A 21,406-nucleotide genomic window follows, 5' to 3' on the forward strand; every position below is an offset into this window, starting at 1 on the left:
GCCATGATTCGGCGGGCGGCGAAGCGATACCGCGTTAGCGTCCGCGCATGAGCGACCCCGATCTGAAGGAGCGGCTGGCCTCGCGGTTCCGGGAGGTCAACGGCGACCACCCGATGACCGCGGCCGACGACGCCTACGTCACCGCGTGGTTCACCGACCTGGAGGGCCTGTGCCGCGCCGAAGGCCGCGACGCCGGCGAGGCGCGGCGGCTGATGCTGGAGGGCCGGCTGCCGCTGCCCGGCTACCTGCGCTCCGACGGCGCCGAGATGGTGCCACCGGACCTGTTCGGCCTCGCCGACCAGGCGGGCGGCCTCGACGCGCTGGAGGAGTGGTTCCGCGCGCACTGGGACGACGAGACCGCCGCCGGGCAGGAGTGGGCCGCCTACCTGTCGGGCCAGTACGTGTGCCTGCGCTCGGTGACGCCCCGGACGATCCAGTACAAGGACGCCCTGGTCACCGCGATCGAGGCGGCGCCGGGCGAGCCGGACGCGGGGACGCCTGCCTGGACCCGCCGGCTGCACGCGCTGATCGACGAGCTCGACGCGCTGGAGCCGCCGTTCACCGCCTACGACCGGCTCCGGTTCGCCGGCCCGGTGTCGCGGGACCTGTGCATCGACGCCATGCGCGCCCGCTACCCGCGCGGCGCCTGAACCCGCCGCGATCCCGCTGCGGGCTTCACCAGGGCACGGGCCCGTCGTCGTCGAAGAACCCGCCGGTCGGCCCGTCGCCCTCCAGCGTGGCGAGCCGGATCGCGATGGCGGCGCCCTGCGCGGCGGTGCGCGTGGTCGTCCGGCCGGTGGCGCGGGTGAACTCCGCGGTGAAGTCGGTCGCGCACGCGCCGGGCGCTGCGGCGTTGACCAGGATCCCGGTGTCCCGCAGCCGCTTGGCGTACTGGATCGTCAGCATGTTCAGCGCCGCCTTGGACGCCGGGTAGGCCGCCGAGCTCGGCACTTCCCAGAAGTAGTGGCCCGGATCGGTCATGGCGGCCATCGAGGCCGTCCCGCTGGAGACGTTCACGATCCGCGCCGCCGGAGCCCGGCGCAGCAGCGGCAGCATCGCGTTGGTCACCCGGATCACGCCGAACAGGTTGGTGTCGAACACGCGGCGCACGACGTCCATGTCCGCCTCGTCGGGGAGGTGCAGCGCGCCGCCGGAGATGCCGGCGTTGTTGACCAGCACGTCCAGGCGCCCGGGGGAGGCGGCGATCGCGCGGGCCGCCGCCTCGACGGCGGCGGGGTCGGTGACGTCGAGGGCGACGGCGCGGGCGTCGTGCCCCGCCTCCCGCAGCGACGCGGCCGCCTTCTCACCGGGATCGGGGTCGCGGGACCCGATGAGGACGGTCATGCCGCGTGCGGCGAGCCCTTCGGCGACGGCGTGTCCGATGCCCTTGTTGGCCCCGGTCACCAGGGCGGTCTTGGTGTGCTCAGTCGTGGTGCTCATGGCTCGAAGCCCACCACCGGCGGCGGCGCGGGGGCCAACACCGATCCCGCCGCGATCAATACCCTGAGGGTATGGATGTGGTGGAGACGCGGGAGCTGACCTACTTCCTGGCGGTGGCGCGGGAACTGCACTTCGGCCGGGCGGCCGAGCGGCTCGGGATCGCCCAGCCGCCGCTGTCGCGGGCGATCGGCCGGCTGGAGCGGCGCCTGGGCGTGAGGCTGCTGGAGCGCACGAGCCGGCGGGTGACGCTCACCCCGGCGGGCGAGACCCTGCTGGCCGAGGGCGGCGCCGCGCTGGAGGCCGTCGCCGCGGCGGTCCGCCGGACGCGCCGCGCCGGCGCGGCCGGGCCCCGGCTCGTCCTGGCGATGAAGCCCGGCGGGGACGGCGGCGGCCTGCTGCCCGCGATCCTGGACGCCTACGAGCGCGAACCGGAGGCGCTGCCGGTGGAGATGCTGTTCGGGTACGGGGCGGCGGACGCGCTGCGCGACGGCCGCGCCGACGCCGCCCTGCTGTACACGCCGCGCCAGGACGCCGCGGGGCTGGCCACCGAGCCGCTGATGGAGGAGCGGCAGGTGCTCGTCGTGGCCAGGGGGCACCGCCTGGCAGGCCGCGCCGAGGTGTCGATGGCCGACCTGGAGGGCGAGGTCCTGCCGCGCCGCCCGCACGACCCCGGCCCCGGCGACGGGCCGGTGGTCGGTGACGGCGGGCAGCTGATGCAGCTCATCGCGCTCGGCCGGATGGTCGCGGTGCTGCCGGAGTCGATGCGCGGGCTGCTGCGCGACGATCTGGCGGCGGTGCCGGTCCGCGACGCCGCCCCGACCACGCTCGTGATCGCCTGGCCCGAGGCGTCCCGGTCCCGGGCCCTGGCGGCGTTCGTGCGCTCCGCGACCGCCGCCGCGACCGCGTTCACCGGTTCTCATCTGCCCTGATAGAGCCGCGAAAAAGATTCCGGAGAAAGCCGCGGCGGAATGTCGATTCGTGGACCGGCCGTGCGACGCGTCAGTGAAAGGCCGATGAGACACCGCACGGAAGGACCCCCGCCATGAGCGCCCAGACCCACACCGCCGCGAACACCGCCACGCGCGTCACCGCCGCCCGCGTCACCGCCGCCCGCCCCGCCTCCCACGCCTCCGGCGGGGACCGCCGCACGCTGCGCAACGCGCTGTGGGGCGCGCAGATCCTGCTCGCCGCGTTCCTGCTCATCGCCTCGGCGCTGCCGAAGTTCGCCGGGCAGGCCGACGCGGTCCGGACCTTCGAGGAGATCGGCTGGGGGCAGTGGTTCCGGTACGCGACCGGGGCCGTCGAGGCCGCCGGCGCAATGGGGCTGGTTGTCCCGCGGCTGGCCGGGCTCGCCGCGACCGGGCTGATCGGGCTGATGGCCGGGGCCGTCCTCACCCAGCTGCTGGTGCTGGAGCCGGCGTTCGCGCTGCTGCCCGCGGCCTTCGCGGTCGTGTTCGCCGCCGTCGCCTGGGACCGCCGCGCCGAGTCCCGCGCGGTGCTGCGCTCGCTGAAGCGCTGACAAGGCGCCTCCGCGCGGCGGACGGCCCGGACCCCGCGGGGTTCCGGGCCGTCCGCCGTTTCGCTTGCGCGGATGGGCGCCCGTCAGCCGTCCCCGGGCAGCAGGGCGCGCAGTTCGGCGGTGAGGGCCTCGGCCTCCTCGGGGCGCCCGTGGTAGGCGGCCGGGGTGCTCTGGAACAGCTCGACCCGCCATTCGCCCATGAGCTGGGACGCGGTGAGCGTCTGCACCGCGTTGGCGGCGGGGTTCAGGTCGGCCGAGCCGGGCGGGACCATCCCGGCGACGGCGCGCAGCACGGCGGCGCCGGGGGCGATCAGCCGGACGTCGCGCACGAGGCCGACGTAGCGGGCGGTGGGATGGCCGGCGAAGATCCGGTCCAGCTGCGCGGCGATCCGCTCGCGGCCCGCGTGCAGGGTGCCGTCGAACCCGACCGCCTCGCCGTCGGCGCGGAACGGGGCGGCGAACGCGGCGCCGTCGCGGGCGTTCCAGCCGTCCAGGACGCGCCGGTACAGGGCGCGGACGGCCTCCAGCGCGCCGAGCCGCTCGGCGTAGCGGTCGTGGTGGACCTGCCAGCGGGCGGTGGTCCAGTTCGGCCAGTCGACACGGGCGCCGCCGAGGGCCTCGGAGAGGTAGTCCAGGTGCAGGTGCCAGCCGGCGAGTGTGCGGATCAGGAACTCGCCGGGCAGCTGGACGTCGCTGGTGAACACCAGGTGCGTCCCCCCGTCGGCGGGCGCGAGCTCCCAGCGCAGCCGGCCGTGCAGGTCGGAGTCCAGCTCCAGCAGCCGCGGCGGATCGAACGCGGTGACGGTGCCGCGCGCGGTGGCGTCCTCGGCGGCGTCGCCGGCGTTGAGCCAGCGCAACTCGAACTTGCCGCCCGCGGCGGGCTCCAGGACGGCCTCGGCGAGCCAGGCCGACAGCTCGGCGGGGTCGGTGAGGGCCTTCCAGACGCGTTCGGGCGGGTGGCGCAGGCGGCGTTCGAAGCGCAGCAGGGCGCGCCCGTCGCGGTGGGTGGCGGTGCCGTCGGGTGCGTGCGCGTCGCCGGTGCTCATCTCGCCTCGCCCTTCCTCGGTCGGGTGCCCGGACGCGCGGGCGCCGCCGTCGGGGCCGCCCGCGCCCACCGAACATAGCCGGAACCGCATATAACTGGCAAGGCATGGAATGGTCAGGCGGGCTCCGCGCCGGGCGGCCAGGTCAGCAGGGTGTGGCCCCAGGTCAGGCCCGCGCCGAACCCGGCGAGCAGCACCAGGTCCCCCGGCCCGATCCGCCGCGTCCGGACGGCCCGGTCGAGGGCGTAGGGGATGCTGGCGGCACCGATGTTGCCGACCTCGTCCCCGACGATCGCCAGCTGGGCCGGGTCCAGCCCGGCGTCCCCGGCCAGCGAGGCGACCAGCCGCGGGTTGGGCTGGTGCGGGACGACCAGCGCCAGGTCCGCGGGCTTGACCCCGGCACCCTCGGTCGCCTCGGCCACCAGCCGCGGGAACACCTCGGTGATGAAGTCGCGGACCGCGCGCCCGTCCATGTGGATGGTGTGGCCGAGCGCGGCGAGGGTCTCGGCGCTGGCGGGCAGCCGGCTGCCGCCCGCGGGGATGAGCACGTCGTCGACGCCCGAGCCGTCCGAGCCCAGGGTGATCGGGCCGATGCCGTGCGCGGCCGGGGCGGGGCCGACGACCGCGGCGGCCGCGCCGTCCCCGAACAGCGCGGCGGTGGCGCGGTCGGCGCGGTTGAGGAACCGGGAGTACACCTCCACCCCGATGACCAGCGCGTAGGAGGGCGCGCCGCGCTGGGTGGCCAGCCAGCCGATCGCGGTCTGCAGCCCGAACACGAACCCGGTGCAGGCGGCGGAGATGTCGAACGCGGCGGCGCGGCGGGCGCCCAGCATCGCCTGCACGCGGCAGGCGGTCGAGGGGGCGATCACGTCGGGCGTGGAGGTGCCGAGCACGATCAGGCCGAGGTCGGCGGCCCGCAGCCCGGCCGCCTCCAGCGCCTTGGCGGCGGCGGCCGCGGCCAGGTCGGAGGCGGCCTCGCCGGGCGCGACGACGTGCCGCCGCCTGATCCCGGTGCGGCGCTCGATCCAGTCCGGTTCCAGGCCCAGCGAGCGCGACAGGTCCTCGCTGTGCGCGACCTCGCGGGGCAGGTGGGCGCCGGTCCCGAGGATCGTCCACCCCCGCCCGCCGTCCCACGCCGCCCGGCCGTCGTCCGCCCGGGGCCGCCGTCGCGCGTCAGGCACGGTCATACGTCCTCCCTGTCGCCCCATTGGCGGGTTGTCAGTCCCATCCCATAAGTGAATAATCCCATTTCAGGGTTTGGGTCCATAACCGAGCACTAAGCGGCCGTTGGCGTAAAAGGAAAGGCAGCCTTCCTTCAAGGTAAGGAGACCCCGCGTGCCCGAATCTCCATTCCGTCCGGCCGAAAAGCGCGCACCCGGCGACAAGTGCGCCTTCCTGTTCCCCGGCACCGGCTCGGCGGGAGTCCCCGACCTGCCCGCCCTCGCCAGGTCCGGCCCCGGCGCCGCCCTCGCGGTCTCCGACGTCCTGGACGCCGTTCAGGAGGGCCTGCCGCGGCACGGATGGCCGAATCTGCGCTCGATCCTGATGGACGACCCCGGCGGCTACCGGGAGGCCGCCCGCACCCCCGGCGTCGCCCAACTCGCCGGGTACACCGCATCCGTCGCCGTGGACCGCGCCATGCGCGCGCAGGGCGTGCACCCCGCGTTCGCGGTCGGGCAGAGCTTCGGGGAGATCGCCGCGCTGGTGTGCGCGGGCGCGTTCTCGATCGCCGACGGCGCCCGCATGGGCGTCGCCGCCGTCGGCGTCCTGGCCCGGCACGGCGGGGGCGGCGGCATGGGCCTGCTGGAGGCCGGCGAGGACCGCACCCGCGCCTGCGTCGACGCCGCGGGCGCCCCGGAGGTGGTCGTGGCGTGCCTGAACGCCCCGCAGGTCACGGTCGTGTCCGGACCCGACGGGCCGCTGGAGGACGTCCTCGAGGCCGCGCGCGGCCAGGGCGTGAACGCCGTGCGGCTCGCCGTGCCCTACCTGTCCCACCATCCGGCGATGGCCGGCGCCGACGACGAGTGGTACGCCATGATCCGCGGCTTCCCGCAGCGGCCGCTGGAGGTGGCGGTCCACTCCCCGGTCCGCGGCCGCGCCTACCGCGACGACGACGACCTGCACCGCGCCATGGCCGACTGCATCGTCAAACCCGTCCGGCTCCCGGACGCGCTGCGCGCCGTGCACGCGGCGGGCGCGACGGTGTTCGCCGAGGCCGGCGCCGGCAACGCGCTGTGCCAGTGCGCGCGGCTGACCGTCCCGGGCGTGCGGACGCTGGCGCCGCTGCGCGACCGGCCCCGCCACGGCCTGACCGGCAAGGCCGCCCCCGGCGTCACCCCCTCCGGCGACCGAAAGGACCCCTCGTGAGCATCGACGACCTGCGCCGGTTCGTGCACGGCACCTCTCTGGACGCCAAGGCGCGCGCCCGGCTGGAGGAGGCCGTCCCCGAGGAGTTCTTCACCGTCCCCGGCGGGCTCACCGCCCCCGAGCGGCACGCGCTCACCTACGAGCGGCTGCGCCGCGCCGGGCTGGCCGCGCCGCCCGCGAGCGAACTGCTGGCCGACCCCCCGGCGCTGTGCGCCCTGCTGGAGCGCGCCGCGATCGCCGACCCGCCGCTGTTCCACCTGATGCTGCTGCACTACACCCTCGCGCTCGGCCCGATCCTGCGGTTCGGCGAAGGGCAGGAGGGGACGCGGCCGGTCCGCGAGTCCCTGGAGTCGATGGCCTCGTTCGGGACGCTTCTGATGACCGAGGTGGGGCGCAGCAACAGCCACCTGTCGCCCCGCACCGTCGCCCGCCACGACCCCGCCACGGGCGGGTTCGTGCTCAGCACGCCGGACGTGCGGGCCGCCAAGTTCCCCACCAACACCGCCCACCCGGAGCTGCCCAAGACCGCCGCCGTCTACGCGACCCTCGTCCACGGCGGCGAGGAGCGCGGGGTCTTCGTGTTCGCGGTGCCGCTGCGCGGGCCCGGCGGAGCCGTCCCGCCCGGCGTGCGGATCGTGCCGGCGCCGGAGACCACCGGCCTGCAGGTCGACTACGCCGCCGTGCTGCTGGAGGAGGTCCGCGTCCCCTACGAGGCGTGGCTGCGCGACGGCGCGGGCATCGGCGCCGACGGGGCCTTCCACGACCCGCACGGCCCGGCGGCGGCGCGGCTGACCCGCTCGATGGGCATCGCCCCGCCGGTGTGGCGGGCGGTGATCTCCGCCTCCGCCGCGATCACCCGGGCGTCCGCCGGGATGCTGCTGGCGCACTCGGCGGGCCGCTCCACCCTCGGGCGGCTGGCCCCGCGCCGGCCGCTGACCGACTACCGCAACCAGCAGGAGGCGGTGCTGGGCGCGCTCGCCTCCGCCTACGCCCTCACCGCCGTCGCCGCGCACGCCACCGCCCCGCGCCCCTCCCCGGACGCGGCCGCGGGAGGAGACGCGGGCGCCGGCCCGGCGACGGCGTGGGCGCCGTGGTCGGCGGTCGACCGGGACCTGGCGCTGCTGAAGGCGGCCGCGACCGCCCAGGCGCAGGAGACGGTGTCGGCGTGCCGGGTGCACAGCGGCGCGCCCGGCTTCGCCGCCGTCGAGCGGCTCAACGCCTACCGGGGCCTGACGCACGCCTACCAGAACGCCGGCGGCGACAACGAGCTCATCCGCTACGACACCGCCCGCGCGATGGCCGACCTGGACCGCTACGCCCCGCCCGGCCCCGAGCTCGGGCCGCCCGACGACGGCGACCTGGACTCCCCGGCCGTGTGGCTGTTCCTGGCCCGCGACGCCGAGCGCCGCATGCGCGACCGGCTCGCCGGCCGGGTCGAGGCGGCCCTGGACGGCGGCGAGGACGCCTTCACCGCCTGGAACGGCAACCTGGCGCTGGCCGCGCGGACCGCCGACGCCTGCGCCGACCGGGTCGTCCTGGAGATCCTGGCCGCGGCCGCCGGGGACGGGCCCCGGGCGCTCGGGCCCGTCCTGCGCCTGCACGCCCTGGACCGGCTGGAGCGCCGCGCCTCCGCCCTGCTCAACGAGGGGGTCGTCCCGCCCGGGTTCCTGGACGAGGTGTGGGCCGCACGGCGCCGCACCTGCGACGAGCTGGCGCCCCGGGCGCAGGAGCTGGCCGCCGCGTTCGAGCTGCCCGCCCCGGTCGCCGCGCCCGCCGCGTTCCTGCCCTGAGGGCCGCCCGCGCGGGGAGAAACGGCACGCCACGCCCCGAATTCGCCAAGGAGGCGGGGGAACCGACGCAAGGTGGCTACCGTTCTCGTTAGACAGACCGCACGCGGGTGATGGCGCCCGCAGCCGATACGGAGGTAGACACAGTGGGAGTCAGTCTGAGCAAGGGCGGCAACGTCTCGCTGACCAAGGAGGCCCCCGGACTGACCGCCGTCGTGGTCGGACTCGGGTGGGACGTGCGGACCACGACCGGCGCCGACTTCGACCTGGACGCCAGCGCCCTGCTGTGCTCGGCGGAGAACAAGGTCCTGTCGGACCAGCACTTCGTGTTCTTCAACAACCTCAAGAGCCCCGACGGCTCGGTCGAGCACACCGGCGACAACCTCACCGGCGAGGGCGAGGGCGACGACGAGGCGATCAAGGTGAACCTGGCGGCCGTCCCCGCCGAGGTCTCCAAGATCGTGTTCCCGGTGTCGATCTACGACGCCGACGGCCGCCAGCAGAGCTTCGGCCAGGTCCGCAACGCCTTCATCCGCGTGGTGAACCAGGCCGACAACAGCGAGATCGCGCGCTACGACCTGTCGGAGGACGCCTCGACCGAGACCGCGATGGTGTTCGGCGAGCTCTACCGCAACGGTGCCGAGTGGAAGTTCCGCGCGGTGGGCCAGGGCTACGCCTCGGGCCTGTCGGGCATCGCCTCCGACTTCGGGGTCAACGTCTGATCCGCCCGCACGCGAAACGGGGCGCCCCCATCGCCGGGGGCGCCCCGTTTCGCGTGCTGCCCGGTCCCCGGGCGGCGGAAGGGTCAGCCGGCGGGGACGACGGCGAGGGCCTCGATCTCCACGAGGAAGTCGTCGCGAACCAGGCGCGACACCTCGACCAGCGACGCGGCGGGGGCGACCCGCTCGGGGACGAACTCGGCGCGGACGGCCCGCACGACCCCCACGCCGCTCACGTCCCGCAGGAAGTATCCGAGCCGCACGACGTGCTCCCAGCGGGCGCCCGCGGCGGTGAGCGCGGTCTCCAGGTTGGCGAACACCTGCTGGGTCTGGGCCTCCAGGTCGCCGGGGCCGACCAGGTTCCCGGCCGAGTCCAGCGGTATCTGCCCGCTGAGCACCACCAGCCGGCCGGGCACGTCGACCGAGACGGCGTGGCTGTATCCGGGGCCGGGCGCGAGGCCCGGCACGTCGATCTGGCGGTTGGCGGGGCGCGGTTCGTCGTCCATCACAAGATCACGATACCGGCGGGCGGTCGAGCAGCTCCTCGCGCAGCCGGGTCTTGAGGATCTTCCCGCCGGGGTTGCGGGGCAGGCCCTGCTCGCGGAACCAGTAGTGCGCGGGGATCTTGAACGCGGCGATCCGCCCGTCCAGGAACTCCTCGATGTCCCGCTCGGACACCGCGGTGCCGGGCCGCGGGACGACGACCGCGCCGACCTCCTCGCCGAGGACCTCGTGGGGGACGCCGATCACGGCGCAGTCGGCCACGGCCGGGTGCTCGTAGAGGGCGGCCTCGACCTCGGCGCAGTAGATGTTCTCTCCGCCGCGGATCAGCATGTCCTTGGCGCGGTCGACGATGTAGACGAACCCGTCGGCGTCCAGGCGGGCCAGGTCGCCGCTGTGGAACCAGCCGTCCACGAACGCCGCGGCGGTCGCCTCGGGCTTGTTCCAGTAGCCCTTGATGACGTTGGGCCCCTTGATGAGCAGCTCGCCGACCTCGCCGGTCGGCAGGTCCTCTCCGCCGGGCCCGACGACCCTGACGTCGCAGACCGCGACGGGCGGGCCGACGCTCTCGGGCCGCTCCAGGTAGTTCACGCCGCCGTTGTAGGTGGTGACCGAGGAGGTCTCGGTCAGGCCGTAGCCGTTGCCGGGCATCCGCTCGGGAAGCCGCTCCTTGATCTTGTCGACGAGGGCGGGGGCGGCCGGCGCGCCGCCGTAGCTGACGCCGGTGAGGCTGGAGGTGTCGTAGTCGCCGAAGTCGGGGGAGGTGAGGACCTGCCAGGCCATCGTCGGCACGCCGCCGAACCCGGTGACGCGCTCCCGCTCGATCAGCTCCAGCGCAGTGCGGACGTCCCACCTGTACATCAGCACGACGGTGCCGCCCTGCAGGGCGCTGGTCACCAGGACCGAGTGGCAGCCGGTGGCGTGGAAGAACGGGACGCTCAGCAGCGTCACGCGCGGCTGCGGCGCGGCGAGCTCCTCGACGGTGCGTCCGGCGCGCACGCCCGCCGACATGATCCCGTAGGCGAGGGCGACGGGGTTGCCGGCGATGTTGCGGTGCGTGCCGAGGGCGCCCTTGGGACGGCCGGTGGTGCCGGAGGTGTAGAAGATCGTCGCGTCGTCCTCGGGGTCGAGGGGTACCTCGGGCAGGACGGCCGCCTGCGGGTCGCCGCCGTCGCCGACGATCTCCTCGAACGCCTCCATGCCCTCCGGGACGGGGCCGTCGGCCCGCGCGACCAGGCACGACACGCCCAGCTGCGGCAGCACGGCGGCGAGCCGGTCGGCGCGCTCGGTGTCGGCGACCAGGATCCTGGCGCCGCTGTCGGCCAGCCCGTACTCCAGCTCCCCGGCGCTCCACCAGGCGTTCAGCGGGACCACGACGGCGCCGGCGACGGCGGCGCCGAAGAACGCCACCGACCACTCGGGGTAGTTGCGCATCGCGATCGCGACCCGGTCGCCCTTGGCGATCCCGTACCGGTCGACCAGCAGCCGCGCGAACGCCGCCGCCCGCGCGTAGTGCTCGGCGAAGGTGACCCGGTCGTCCTCGTAGACGAGGAAGTCCTTGCCGCCTTGGGCGCGGGAGATCTCCAGGATGTCGCGCAGGGTCGGCGGGGCGTTCTTCCACACGCGGGTCCGCACGCCGCGGATCGTCGCCTCGGCCATCTCGAACAGCTGGCCCGGCGCCGTCATCGCCGCCCTGACCTCGGCGATGCCCGGCAGCCGCCGCCCGGTGTCCTGCCCGTCCCGGCCCTGCTCGTCCCGGTCCTGCACGCGCGCCTCCCGCGGGGGTGACGGCGCTCCGCCGGGGCGGCCCGTCCGCCGAACACGATTCGGTGCGCCGTGCCGGAGAATCTATGGCCCGCGTCACACGCGGGTCAACGCCCCGGCGGCGCGGGGCCCCGGGCGAACCGGTCCGCTCGAACGGTCCTGGGGAAGATCCCTGCCTGCGACAATGGGGGCATGAGCGAGCGCAAGCCGATCGAGTACTGGCTGTCGGACATGGACGGCGTCCTGGTCCACGAGGGCCGCCCCGTCCCCGGCGCCGAGGAGTTCGTCCGCCGCCTGTCGGCGTCGGGGAAACCGTTCCTCATCCTGACCAACAACTCGATCTACACGAGGCGGGACCTGTCGGCCCGCCTGGCGGCCGCCGGGCTGGCCGTCCCGGCGGAGTCGATCTGGACCTCGGCGCTGGCCACCGCCCGGTTCCTGGCCGACCAGCGGCCCGAGGGCTCGGCCTACGTGATCGGTGAGGCCGGGCTGACGACGGCGCTGCACGAGGCCGACTTCGTCCTCACCGACATCGACCCCGACTACGTGGTGCTCGGCGAGACCCGCACCTACAGCTTCTCCCAGATCACCCGCGCGATCCGGCTGATCGAGGGCGGCGCCCGGTTCGTGGCGACCAACCCCGACCCGATCGGCCCGTCCCCGGAGGGCTCGCTGCCGGCGTGCGGCGCGGTCGCCGCGATGATCACCCGCGCGACGGGGGTGGACCCCTACTTCGTCGGCAAGCCGAACCCGCTGATGATGCGCACGGCGCTGAACGTGGTCGGCGGGCACAGCGAGAGCACCGCGATGATCGGCGACCGCATGGACACCGACATCGTCGCCGGGGTCGAGGCCGGGCTGGAGACGATCCTGGTGCTGACCGGCGTCACCCGCAAGGAGGAGATCGCCCGGTTCCCCTTCCGCCCGCACCGCGTCGTGGCGTCCATCGCCGACCTCATCGACCTGGTCTGACCCGGGCCCGGTGCCCGGGGCGGCCGTAGACTCGCAGGCGCCATGCGCACGATCAGACAGGGCGGCTCGCTGGAGCTGGAGGTCCGCAGGTCCCGGTTCGTCTGCACGCTCGCCCGCGCCGCCGACGAGGCCGAGGCGGCGGCGTTCATCGCCGGGCACCGGCGCGCGCACCGCGACGCCACCCACAACTGCACCGCCTACGTCGTCGGCGAGCACGGCGAGATCACCAGGACCAGCGACGACGGCGAGCCGGCCGGGACGGCGGGCGTCCCGATGCTGGAGGTGCTGGTGCGGCGCGGGCTGACCGGCACGGCCGCGGTCGTCACCCGCTACTTCGGCGGGGTGAAGCTCGGCGCGGGCGGCCTGGTGCGCGCCTACGGGCAGGCCGTCGCCGGTGCCGTCGACGCCGTCGGCGTGGTGGAGCTGCGCCCGGTGGTGACGGTCACCGTCGCGGTGGACCACGCGCTGGCGGGACGGTTCCTGGGCGAGCTGCACGCCCGGGGGCACCAGCCCGGCGGCGTCCGCTACGGGACGGGCGTGGAGGCCGACGTGGCGGTGCCCGTCCCGGAGCTGGAGGCGTTCGAGGCGTGGGCCGCGGAGGTCACCGCCGGGCGCGCGTCGGTGCGTCGCGGCGCGCCCGGCCACATCGAGGTGCCCGTCCCGTGACCGGCCCGCCCGCCGGCGGGCGGCCGGGCTCCGGGGCCGCTCAGCTGCTGAGGAACTCGGCCAGGGCGGGTGCGAGCACCGCGGGGTCGACGTCGTGGGTCTGCCCTTCCAGGGTGCGGTGCGTCCCGGCGGGCAGGTGCGCGGCGGTGAGGCGCGCGATGTCGCGCATCCATGAGGGGCTGTCGCCGCCGTCCAGGACCAGGGCCGGGACGGTGACGCGGCCGAGCAGGTCCTCCGGCAGCACGCCCCCGGTCGCCGCGTCGTCCATGACGGCCGAGTCGTAGGCGAGGGTGGGGGCCAGCGCCTCCAGCGCGGGCCACATGGGCGCGCCCCGCATCTGCCGGATCATCTCCTCCGGCATTCCGACGGTGGTCATGAACAGGGCGAGGGCGTCCCCGCGGCGCCCGTCGGCCAGCAGGCCGGTCAGCTCGGTGCTGTAGCCGCGGGCGTGGGTGATCCGCTCGTCGTGGGCGGGGTTGAAGGGCGGCTCGAACAGCGCGAGCCGGGTGATGGGCAGGCCGTGCGCGGCGGCGCGCAGCGCCAGCGCGGCGCCGGACGACATCCCGTACACCGCGGCGGACCCGCCGGCGGCCTCGATGACGGCGGCCAGGTCCTCGATCTCGCGTTCGACGGCGTAGGGCGGGGTGTCGCCGCTGTCGCCGCGTCCCCTCCGGTCGTAGGTGAGGACGGTGTGGTGCGGGGCGAGCAGCCCGGCGAGCGCGGCCCCGGAGCCGCGGTCGTTGAGGGCGCCGCCGACATGGACGAGGGCGGGCCCCGCTCCGGTCCGCTCGACCGCGATGCGGGTGCCGTCCTTGGAGTGCGTGGTTTCCATGAAGGGTTCCTTCCCAGGTGGGCGGCCTTGTCGGGCCGTTCTGCCCAACCGACGAACGCGCCGCCCCTGAACGGACACCTTCCGGGAACGAGTTTTCCGCGCGTCCGTGCCCTCAGGTGCGCGGGGCGGTCTCGGCGAGGCGCCGGGCCAGGTAGCGGCGCTCGGCGGTGTCGGAGGCCAGGTCCAGGGCTCGGCGGTAGGCGTCGGCGGCCTCGGCGTCGCGGCCCATGCGGCGCAGCAGGTCGGCGCGGGTGGCGGGCAGCAGGTGGTAGCCCTCCAGGGCGCCGGAGCGCTCCAGGTCCTCCACCAGGTCCAGGCCGGCGGCGGGGCCGTCGGCCATGCCGACCGCCACCGCCCGGTTCAGCCGCACCACCGGGGACGGGACGAGCGCGGCGAGCTCGTCGTACAGCAGGGCGATCTGGGGCCAGTCGGTTGCGGCGGCGTCGGGCGCGGTGGCGTGGCAGGCGGCGATGGCGGCCTGCACCAGGTAGGGGCCGGGGGCGGGCCTGCCGGATGCGGGCCGCAGGGCGTCCTCCAGCACGGCGACGCCCTCGGCGATCTCGGCGGCGTCCCAGCGGGAGCGGTCCTGGTGCTCAAGGGTGACCAGCGTTCCGCCGGCGTCGGTGCGGGTGCCGGCGCGGGCGTCGTGCAGCAGCATCAGGGCCAGCAGGCCGCGCGCCTCGGGCTCGCCGGGCAGCAGCGAGGCCAGCAGCCGGGCGAGCCGGATCGCCTCCCCGCGCAGCGCGCCGCGCCGCGGTTCGCCGCCGGTGGCGCCGTACCCCTGGTTGAACATCAGGTACAGCACGCCGAGGACGGCGGTGGTGCGTTCGGCCAGCAGGCCGGGCGGCGGGACGCGGTAGGGGACGCGCGCGTCGCGGATCTTGCGTTTGGCGCGGGTGATCCGCTTGGACATCGCCGCCTCCTCGACCAGGAACGCGCGGGCGATCTCGGCGGTGGTGAGCCCGGCGAGCGCCCGCAGGGTGAGGGCGACGCGGGCGTCCAGGCGCAGCGCGGGGTGGCAGCAGGTGAAGATCAGCCGCAGCCGGTCGTCGCCGAAGGAGTCCGGCTCGGCCGGCTCGGGCGGCTCGGCCGGGCGGGCGGCCTGGGCGAGCCTGCGGGCGCCGGCGGCATCGCGGCGCAGCCGGTCCACGGCGCGGTTGCGGGCGGTGGTGGTCAGCCACGCGCCCGGCCGGGACGGGACGCCGTCGCGCGGCCAGCGCTCCAGCGCGGCGGCGAAGGCGTCCTGGGCGCACTCCTCGGCCAGGTCCCAGTCGCCGGTCACCCGGATCAGCGTCGCCACGACCTGGCCCCACTCGGCGCGGAAGGCCCGCGCGACGGCGTCCGCGGCGCCGCCCTCCCGCGTTCCGGTGGTCGTGCACGCCGGGCGGGGCGCGGGCGGGGCGCCGGTCACGCGGTCCCGGCAGCGGGTTCCTCGACGGGGCGGATCTCGATCTGGCCGAGGGCGGCCCACGGGTGGCGGGCGGCGATCTCGACGGCCTCCTCCAGCCCGTCGCACTCGATGAGGGAGAACCCGCCGATCTGGTCCTTGGTCTCGGCGAACGGCCCGTCGGTCAGCAGCACCTCGTCCCCGCGGACCTTGACGGTGGTGGCCCGGTGGGCGGGCGCGAGCCCGGCGCCGCCGCGGATGACGCCGCGCCGCTCCATCTCCCGCGACCAGCCGCCGCAGCCGGTGGCGGCGGCCTGCTCGGGGTCGGTGCCGGCGGTCTCGTCGCCGCAGATCATCAGCACGTAGCGCACGGTGTCCTCCGCTGACCGGGGTGCCCTTGGAACCGGCACCCGTCCGTACCGCAGCATCCCAGACCCGGTCGCGGGCCGCTCGTTGACCAATGCGCGCGAAGCCCCAGAATGTCGAGAATGGGCACTGCACTGCGGTCCGCAGCGGCGCCGCGGCGGGACGACGGGTCGGGCACCGGGACGCGGGCGGGCCGGTGACGGGGCTGGGGCCGGGCGTGGTGGCGGGGCTGGTGCTGCTGGCGGTGGCCGCGGGCGTCGGGATCACGGCGGTGGGGCCGGGCGGGGTGCTGGTCACCGCGGGGCTGGTCGCGCTGACGCCGCTGTCCCCGGCGCAGGTGGCGGGCACGGCGCTGGTCACCAACGTCGCGACGGGCGTGCTGGGCACGGCGGTGTACACGCGGTCGGGCCAGTTGCGCGATCCGGGGACGCGGCGGACGGCGCTGCTGCTGTGCGCGGGCGCGGTCGCCGGGACGCCGGCGGGGGTGCTGCTGAACGGGCTGGTGACGGGCCGGGTGTTCGGTGTGCTGCTGGGGGCGCTGGTCGCGGTGGCGGCGGTGCTGGTGCTGGTCCGCCGTCCGGGCGGGCCGGAGGCACCGGCGGGCACGCCGATCTCCCCGGCTGTGGTCGTCGCGGTGGGCGCCGGGGTCGCGGCCGCGGGCGCGATGTTCGGGATCGGCGGGCCGATGCTGTGCGTGCCGCTGCTGGTGGGCCTCGGGGTGCCGGTGCTGCCCGCGCTGGCGGCGGCGCAGGCCCAGTCGGTGGTGATCGCCGGTGCGGGGACGGCCGGGTACGTCACGGCGGGCGCGGTCGACTGGCCGCTGGCCGCGCTGGTGGGCGTCCCCGAACTTGCGGGAGTGCTGGCCGGCTGGATGATCGCCCGGGCGGTGCCGGCGGGGGCGCTGAGGGGAACGCTGGTGGTGAGCCTGCTGGCATTGGCGCCCTACGTGGCCCTGCGCGGCTGACCGGGGCCGGGGGAGCGGGCGTTCCGGCTGTTCTCAGCCGTGGTGCAGGGGATGCCTGGCGTACGTCACCGGGATCGATCTGGCTCCGCCGCTGACGCTGGAGCGGATCCGGTCTTTTCGGCCCTGATGGTCAGGGGCGGGAGCGCAGGCGGCGGAGCATGCGGGCGTCGGTGAAGCCGACGGCGCGGGCGGCGGCGTCGGTGGTGGCCCCCTGCCCGATGAGGTGCTCGGCGCGTTCGAGCCGCAGCTCCTGCTGGTAGCGCAGCGGGGTGAGGCCGGTGGCGGCGGTGAAGCGGCGGGTGAGGGTGCGTTCGCTGACGCCGGCCTCGGCGGCCAGGGCGTGCAGGGGCAGGGCGCGGGTGTAGCGGGCGTCGATGAGGTCCTGGGCGCGGTGGACGGCGTCGCTGACGTGGGCGCGGTGCCGCAGCAGGGCGCTGGCCTGGGGTTCGTCGCCGTTGCGGCGCGCGTACACGACCATGGCGCGGGCGGTGCGCGCGGCGGCGGCGGGGCCGTGCCGGGAGGCGACCAGGTGCAGGGCGAGGTCGATGCCGGAGGCGATGCCGGCGGAGGTGATGACGCGGCCGTCAGTGACGTACAGCACGTCGCGGACGACGGCGGCGCGTGGGTGGCGGCGGGCCAGGGCGTCCTGGAGCTCGTGGTGGGTGGTGCAGCGGCGCCCGTCCAGGAGGCCGGCGTGGCCGAGGGCGAACGCCCCGGCGCAGACGCTGGCGACGGTTCCGCCGGCGGCGTGGTGGCCGGCCAGGCGGCGGGCGGCGTGGGCGGAGACGGGCGGGGCGTGGGGTTCGCCGGTGCCCCAGCGCCATCCGGGGACCAGGAGGATGTCGTCCGCGGTGAGGGACGGCCAGGCGGTGGGGGCCTGGAGGGGGACGCCCTGCGCCGTCGGCACGGTGGCGGGTGCGCCGGCGGCGGCCTCGGGCGCCGCCTCCTCGTCCCGCCGGTCGCCGGGGAGGTCGGCGACGTAGGCGAGCCGGTAGGGCAGGCCGGCGTCGGCGGCGGTGCCGAACACCTGGGCGGGCCCGGCCAGGTCGAGCAGGTGGAGGCCGGGCACGAGCAGGAAGGCGACGCGGGTCACGATCCGGTCAGCCTACCGGGGTGGGGGCGAGGTCGTCGACGGAGGCGATCTCGGCGAACCGCCGCGCCAGGGCGTACTCGGTGCGGGCGATGATCTGGTCGACGGGCAGGGTGGCGGGGTCGGCGAGGATCTCGGCGAGGGGGCGGCCGGGCGGGGCGTCGCGGTGCTCGATGGGGAAGGTGGCGGTGGCGTCGGTGACGAAGGCGACCTTGTAGCCGAGGTCGGCGGCCAGGCGGGCGGTGGTCTCGCAGCACTGCTCGGTCTGGATGCCGCAGACGACGACCTCGCCGACGCCGCGCTCGGTGAGCCACTGCTGCAGGCCGGTGGTGGTGAAGGCGTTGCGGGAGGTCTTGGTCATGACGGGCTCGCCGGCGGCGGGGGCCAGGCCGTCCATGAGGCGGACGTGGCCGAGCGCGGGGTCGAAGGCGTTCCCGGTGCCGGGCTCGGCGTGCAGGACCCACACGACCAGGTCGCCCGCGGCGCGGGCGGCGGCGGCCAGGCGCTGCGCGCGGGCGGCGATGTCGGGGGCCGAGACCGCCTCCCAGTTGGGGCGGCGGCGGAAGGACTCTTGGACGTCGATCACGAGGAGCGCTCGGTTCATGGGTTCGATCCTGGCCGGGCGCGGCGCCCTCGGGGAGGCACCATCGCGGCGGGATGCGGAACGATCCGGTCACCAGATCGCGTCGCGCCCGGGTAAAGGTTCCCCGGCGGGGGAGGGAGGGGGTGTTCTGGGCGGGAATCCCCCGAGGTGAGGGGGTCTGCACGAGTGAGGGGGACTCGGCATGGGCGGAGGCGGCAGGGGGCACGCGCCGGGCGTCAGCATGGGGGTGGAGGAGGAGTTCCTGCTGGTGGACGCGGCGTCGGGGCAGTGCCTGGCGAACGCCGAGGACGTCCTGGAGCGCGCCGGGCCGCACCGGTGGCGCGAGTCGGGCGGCTCGTTCCACACCGAGCTGCTGGGCTCGCAGGTGGAGTCGGTGACCGGGGTGTGCCACGACCTGGCGGGCCTGCGCGCCCAACTGCGTTACGGGCGGGCCCGGCTGGCCGGGGCGGCGCGCGCGGAGGGCGCGCTGCTGGTGTCGTCGGGGACGCCGGTGCTGGGCGGCGACCCGCCGGCCGCCGCGCGGGGCGAGCGGTTCGCCGCGATCGTGTCCGCCTACGGCGACGTGGTCGAGGACTACCAGGCGTGCGGCTGCCACGTGCACGTCGGCGTCCCGGACCGGGAGGCCGCGGTCGGGGTGGTGAACCATCTGCGGCCGTGGCTGCCGGTGCTGGTGGCGCTCGCGGCGAACTCGCCCTTCGACCGCGGCCGCCCCACCCGCTACGCGGCGCGCCGGATGGTGGAGATGGCGCGGTTCCCCGGGGCGGGCGTGCCGCCGTGGTCGGCGTCGGCGTCCGAGTGGGACGCGCGGGTCGCGGCGCTGGTGGAGTCGGGCGCGCTGGTGGACCGGGCGATGACGTTCTGGCTGGCGCGGCCGTCGCCGCGCTGGCCGACGGTGGAGGTGCGGGCGGGGGACGCGGCCGCGACCGCGGACGAGGCGGTGCTGCAGGCGGCGCTGGTGCGGGGCCTGGTCGGCGCCGCGCTGGCGGAGCTGGCGCGGGGCCGGGAGGCGCCGCGGCTGGACGGGCAGGTGTGCGCGGCGGCGCTGTGGAACGCGGCCCGGCACGGCCTGGGCGGCGCGATGGTGGACCCGGTGACGCGGCGGGCCGTCCCGGCGTGGCGGCTGGTGGACGCCATGGTCGCCCGCGCGGCCCCGGCCCTGGAGGAGGCCGGCGACCTGGACACGGTGACCACGCTGGTGGAGGGCGTGCGCCGGGCGGGGACGGGCACCGACCGGCAGCGCCGCGCGGCGCGGCGCGGCGGCCCGCGCGCGGTGGTGGGGATGCTGGCCCGCCAGACCGAGTCGGGCGGGCTGGCCGCGGGTGCGGGGCCGGGCACGGCGGGCGGGCCGCTGGGCGGCCCCGCCGAGGGGCCGGGTGAGCCGCCGGGTGCCGCACCAGGGGAGGAACCGGGCGTATGGGACGCGAGTGAGCGGGTACCGGAGCCGGACGCCCCCTGACGACGGAGGAGAAAATGACCGTTCAACAGGAACGACCGCCCTCCCGCGGCCCCGCCGCGGGCCTCGGCCCTCCGGGCCCGGCGGGCGGCTTCACGCCCGGCCCCGCACCCGCATCCGTGCGGGCGCGCGCGGACCGGCCCCCGGTACTGCCCGAGCCCCGCGGGCCGCTGTCACGAGCCGTGACGGCCATCTTGGCCTCGGGCCCGCCCCCGGGCCCCCACGACGACCCCGCGGACGCGCCGCGGACCGCCGGCCTGGTCGCCGAGGCGCGGTCCGTCGACCCCTACGGCGACGACCTGCAACTGGCCCTGCACACCTGCTACGAGCTGCACTACCAGGGATTCGCGGGCGTGGACCCCGACTGGGAGTGGAACCCGGACCTGCTGCGGCTGCGCGGCGCGATGGAGGAGGTGTTCCTGGCGGCGCTGCGCCGCGACGTGTGGCGGGCGGGCGGCGACGCGGCGGCCCGGGACGTCCAGGGCGCGCTGGAGGAACTGCTGGTCGAGCCGGTCGACGCGCACGGCGTCTCCCACCATCTACGCGACGAGGGCACCGGGTGGCAGATGCGCGAGTACGCGGCGCTGCGGTCGGTGTACCACCTGAAGGAGGCCGACCCCCACGCCTGGGTCATCCCCCGGCTGCGGGGACGCGCCAAGGCGGCGCTAGTGGCGGTGGAGAACGACGAGTTCGGCGGCGGCCGGCCGGAGATGACGCACCAGGGCCTGTACGCCGACCTCCTGGACGACCTGGGCCTGGACCCCTCCTACGGCGCGTACGTGGACGCGGCGCCGGCGGTGATGCTGGCGACGGTGAACATGATGTCGCTGTTCGGGCTGCGGCGCTCGCTGCGGGCCGCGCTGGTGGGCCACTTCGCCGCGGCGGAGATCACCACGGCGCCGGCCGCACGGCGGATGGCGCGGGCCCTCGAGCGGCTGGGCGCCGGCCCCCGGGCCCGGCTGTTCTACACCGAGCACATCGAGGCCGACGCCGTCCACGAGCAGGTGCTGCGCCACGAGGTGATCGGCGGGCTGCTGGAGGCCGAGCCCGGCCTCGCCGGGGACGTGGTGCTGGGCGTGCGCGCGACGGGCCTGCTGGAGGACCGGCTGGGCGGCCGTCTGCTGGACGGCTGGCGGGCGGGCCGCTCGGCGCTGCGGCGCCCGCTCGCGGACGCGCCGGCGGCCGGGTGAAGAGAGAAGAGGGGGCGATGATGCTTTTCAGGCTGCCGGGGGTGTACCGGCCGCAGGCCGACACCTCGCTGCTGACCCGGGCGCTGCTGGCGTCGCTGGCGCGGGCGGGGGCCCCCGCGGGGGCGCGGGTCCTGGAGCTCGGCACCGGCACGGGCGCGGTGGCGCTGGCCGCGGCGCGGGCCGGGTGCGAGGTCGTCGCGGTGGACGCCTCGGCGCAGGCGGTGATGGCGGCGCGGGTGAACGCGCGGATGCGGGGCCTGCCGCTGCGGGTGCTGCGCGGGGACCTGTTCGCGCCGGTCGCGGGGGAGGAGTTCGACGTGATCGTGGCCAACCCCCCTTACGTGGTGGGGGATGTCGACCCGGCGTCGGTGCGGGGCCGGGCGCGAGCGTGGGAGGCGGGGCCGGACGGCCGCGTGCTACTGGACCGGATCTGCGCGCAGGCGCCGGGCCATCTGAGCCCTTCGGGGACGCTGCTGGTGGTGCATTCGGCGCTGAACGGGGTGGCGGCCACGCTGGTGGGGCTGCGCGAGGCGGGGATGCGGGCGTCGGTGGTGGCGCGGCACCGCGAGCCGTTCGGGCCGGTGATGCGGCGCCGCGCGGACGCGCTGTGGTCCCGGGGCCTGCTGCCGGCCGGGCAGGCGCACGAGGACCTGGTGGTGGTCCGCGCGGACCGGGTCGGGGAGGAGGCGCGCGATGACCGCGACCGGGCGGCGGCCTGAGGCGCCCGCCGCGGCGTCCGCGG

The 21,406-nt window shown here is 76.3% G+C and carries 22 protein-coding genes; 12 read left to right on the top strand and 10 right to left on the bottom strand.

Going from position 1 to position 21,406, the window contains the following annotated elements; genetic code table 11:
• The first annotated feature begins 47 nt into the window (after positions 1 to 47).
• The gene (locus FKD65_RS00985; RefSeq protein WP_141575311.1) at positions 48 to 650 is read left to right on the top strand and encodes a DUF6058 family natural product biosynthesis protein; all 603 of its coding nucleotides are present in this window, start codon (positions 48 to 50) and stop codon (positions 648 to 650) included.
• Between the two features lie 25 nt (positions 651 to 675).
• Here the strand turns inward: FKD65_RS00985 and FKD65_RS00990 are convergent, their stop codons facing one another.
• Positions 676 to 1,440, bottom strand: coding sequence for an SDR family NAD(P)-dependent oxidoreductase (locus FKD65_RS00990; protein WP_141575313.1), 765 nt, complete (start codon positions 1,438 to 1,440; stop codon positions 676 to 678).
• 71 nt (positions 1,441 to 1,511) lie between these two features.
• On the opposite strand from FKD65_RS00990, the gene FKD65_RS00995 reads away from it, so the two are divergent.
• Entirely contained in the window at positions 1,512 to 2,369 is an 858-nt protein-coding gene (locus FKD65_RS00995; protein WP_205718500.1) for a LysR family transcriptional regulator, read from the top strand.
• A 113-nt stretch (positions 2,370 to 2,482) separates the two neighbouring features.
• Positions 2,483 to 2,959 carry a DoxX family protein gene (locus FKD65_RS01000; protein ID WP_141575316.1) on the top strand — a complete coding sequence of 159 codons (477 nt, stop codon included), beginning with the start codon at positions 2,483 to 2,485 and terminating at the stop codon, positions 2,957 to 2,959.
• A gap of 83 nt (positions 2,960 to 3,042) precedes the next feature.
• Here the strand turns inward: FKD65_RS01000 and FKD65_RS01005 are convergent, their stop codons facing one another.
• Together FKD65_RS01005 and FKD65_RS01010 are read right to left on the bottom strand one after the other, a co-directional pair.
• Positions 3,043 to 4,005 carry an SgcJ/EcaC family oxidoreductase gene (locus FKD65_RS01005; protein WP_168220902.1) on the bottom strand — a complete coding sequence of 321 codons (963 nt, stop codon included), beginning with the start codon at positions 4,003 to 4,005 and terminating at the stop codon, positions 3,043 to 3,045.
• 113 nt (positions 4,006 to 4,118) lie between these two features.
• Entirely contained in the window at positions 4,119 to 5,189 is a 1,071-nt protein-coding gene (locus FKD65_RS01010) for a 3-oxoacyl-ACP synthase III family protein (protein ID WP_141575321.1), read from the bottom strand.
• 148 nt (positions 5,190 to 5,337) lie between these two features.
• On the opposite strand from FKD65_RS01010, the gene FKD65_RS01015 reads away from it, so the two are divergent.
• The 3 genes from FKD65_RS01015 to FKD65_RS01025 all read left to right on the top strand — a co-directional run bounded on the left by FKD65_RS01015 (position 5,338) and on the right by FKD65_RS01025 (position 8,878).
• Positions 5,338 to 6,369, top strand: a complete 1,032-nt coding sequence (locus FKD65_RS01015) for an ACP S-malonyltransferase (RefSeq protein WP_141575323.1) — start codon at positions 5,338 to 5,340, stop codon at positions 6,367 to 6,369.
• Positions 6,366 to 8,159 (top strand): acyl-CoA dehydrogenase, encoded by a 1,794-nt coding sequence (locus FKD65_RS01020; protein ID WP_141575326.1) that lies wholly within the window; start codon positions 6,366 to 6,368, stop codon positions 8,157 to 8,159. The genes FKD65_RS01015 and FKD65_RS01020 overlap by 4 nt, the downstream gene beginning before the upstream one ends.
• 143 nt (positions 8,160 to 8,302) lie before the next feature.
• Positions 8,303 to 8,878, top strand: coding sequence for a TerD family protein (locus FKD65_RS01025; protein ID WP_141575328.1), 576 nt, complete (start codon positions 8,303 to 8,305; stop codon positions 8,876 to 8,878).
• An 83-nt stretch (positions 8,879 to 8,961) separates the two neighbouring features.
• Here the strand turns inward: FKD65_RS01025 and FKD65_RS01030 are convergent, their stop codons facing one another.
• Both FKD65_RS01030 and FKD65_RS01035 read right to left on the bottom strand, forming a co-directional pair.
• Positions 8,962 to 9,381, bottom strand: coding sequence for a RidA family protein (locus FKD65_RS01030; RefSeq protein ID WP_141575330.1), 420 nt, complete (start codon positions 9,379 to 9,381; stop codon positions 8,962 to 8,964).
• A gap of 7 nt (positions 9,382 to 9,388) precedes the next feature.
• Positions 9,389 to 11,143 carry a class I adenylate-forming enzyme family protein gene (locus FKD65_RS01035; protein WP_240809920.1) on the bottom strand — a complete coding sequence of 585 codons (1,755 nt, stop codon included), beginning with the start codon at positions 11,141 to 11,143 and terminating at the stop codon, positions 9,389 to 9,391.
• Between the two features lie 189 nt (positions 11,144 to 11,332).
• Between FKD65_RS01035 and FKD65_RS01040 the strand changes: the two genes are divergently transcribed.
• Both FKD65_RS01040 and FKD65_RS01045 read left to right on the top strand, forming a co-directional pair.
• Positions 11,333 to 12,112 carry an HAD-IIA family hydrolase gene (locus FKD65_RS01040; protein ID WP_141575332.1) on the top strand — a complete coding sequence of 260 codons (780 nt, stop codon included), beginning with the start codon at positions 11,333 to 11,335 and terminating at the stop codon, positions 12,110 to 12,112.
• Between the two features lie 42 nt (positions 12,113 to 12,154).
• Positions 12,155 to 12,778 (top strand): YigZ family protein, encoded by a 624-nt coding sequence (locus tag FKD65_RS01045; protein ID WP_141575334.1) that lies wholly within the window; start codon positions 12,155 to 12,157, stop codon positions 12,776 to 12,778.
• A 40-nt stretch (positions 12,779 to 12,818) separates the two neighbouring features.
• Here the strand turns inward: FKD65_RS01045 and FKD65_RS01050 are convergent, their stop codons facing one another.
• From FKD65_RS01050 to FKD65_RS01060, 3 genes are all read right to left on the bottom strand, one after another.
• Entirely contained in the window at positions 12,819 to 13,610 is a 792-nt protein-coding gene (locus tag FKD65_RS01050; RefSeq protein ID WP_141575336.1) for an alpha/beta fold hydrolase, read from the bottom strand.
• Between the two features lie 112 nt (positions 13,611 to 13,722).
• Complete coding sequence (locus FKD65_RS01055; protein ID WP_141575338.1) at positions 13,723 to 15,021, bottom strand: RNA polymerase sigma factor; 1,299 nt, start codon at positions 15,019 to 15,021, stop codon at positions 13,723 to 13,725.
• On the bottom strand, positions 15,018 to 15,368 hold the full coding sequence (locus FKD65_RS01060; protein WP_141575340.1) for a YciI family protein: 351 nt from the start codon (positions 15,366 to 15,368) through the stop codon (positions 15,018 to 15,020). The genes FKD65_RS01055 and FKD65_RS01060 overlap by 4 nt, the downstream gene beginning before the upstream one ends.
• An 89-nt stretch (positions 15,369 to 15,457) precedes the next feature.
• On the opposite strand from FKD65_RS01060, the gene FKD65_RS01065 reads away from it, so the two are divergent.
• A complete protein-coding gene (locus tag FKD65_RS01065; RefSeq protein WP_141575342.1) occupies positions 15,458 to 16,327 on the top strand; it encodes a sulfite exporter TauE/SafE family protein in 870 nt (289 codons plus the stop codon).
• 130 nt (positions 16,328 to 16,457) lie between these two features.
• Here the strand turns inward: FKD65_RS01065 and FKD65_RS01070 are convergent, their stop codons facing one another.
• Positions 16,458 to 17,420 (bottom strand): GlxA family transcriptional regulator, encoded by a 963-nt coding sequence (locus tag FKD65_RS01070; RefSeq protein WP_141575345.1) that lies wholly within the window; start codon positions 17,418 to 17,420, stop codon positions 16,458 to 16,460.
• 7 nt (positions 17,421 to 17,427) lie between these two features.
• Positions 17,428 to 18,021, bottom strand: a complete 594-nt coding sequence (locus FKD65_RS01075; protein ID WP_205718501.1) for a cysteine hydrolase family protein — start codon at positions 18,019 to 18,021, stop codon at positions 17,428 to 17,430.
• A 181-nt stretch (positions 18,022 to 18,202) separates the two neighbouring features.
• Here FKD65_RS01075 and FKD65_RS01080 point away from each other — a divergent pair, with 181 nt between their 5' ends.
• Genes FKD65_RS01080 through FKD65_RS01090 form a run of 3 tightly spaced genes read left to right on the top strand, consistent with a single transcriptional unit; the run spans position 18,203 to position 21,383 of the window.
• Positions 18,203 to 19,477: a glutamate--cysteine ligase gene (locus FKD65_RS01080; RefSeq protein ID WP_141575348.1), complete on the top strand. Its 1,275-nt coding sequence runs from the start codon at positions 18,203 to 18,205 to the stop codon at positions 19,475 to 19,477.
• A gap of 14 nt (positions 19,478 to 19,491) precedes the next feature.
• On the top strand, positions 19,492 to 20,664 hold the full coding sequence (locus tag FKD65_RS01085; protein WP_141575350.1) for an iron-containing redox enzyme family protein: 1,173 nt from the start codon (positions 19,492 to 19,494) through the stop codon (positions 20,662 to 20,664).
• 17 nt (positions 20,665 to 20,681) lie between these two features.
• Positions 20,682 to 21,383 carry a HemK2/MTQ2 family protein methyltransferase gene (locus FKD65_RS01090; RefSeq protein WP_141575353.1) on the top strand — a complete coding sequence of 234 codons (702 nt, stop codon included), beginning with the start codon at positions 20,682 to 20,684 and terminating at the stop codon, positions 21,381 to 21,383.
• The last annotated feature ends 23 nt before the right edge of the window (positions 21,384 to 21,406 follow it).

Origin of the sequence: Actinomadura sp. WMMA1423 (genome assembly GCF_006547145.1) — a bacterium.
In the GTDB taxonomy this organism is placed as follows: Bacteria; Actinomycetota; Actinomycetes; order Streptosporangiales; family Streptosporangiaceae; genus Spirillospora.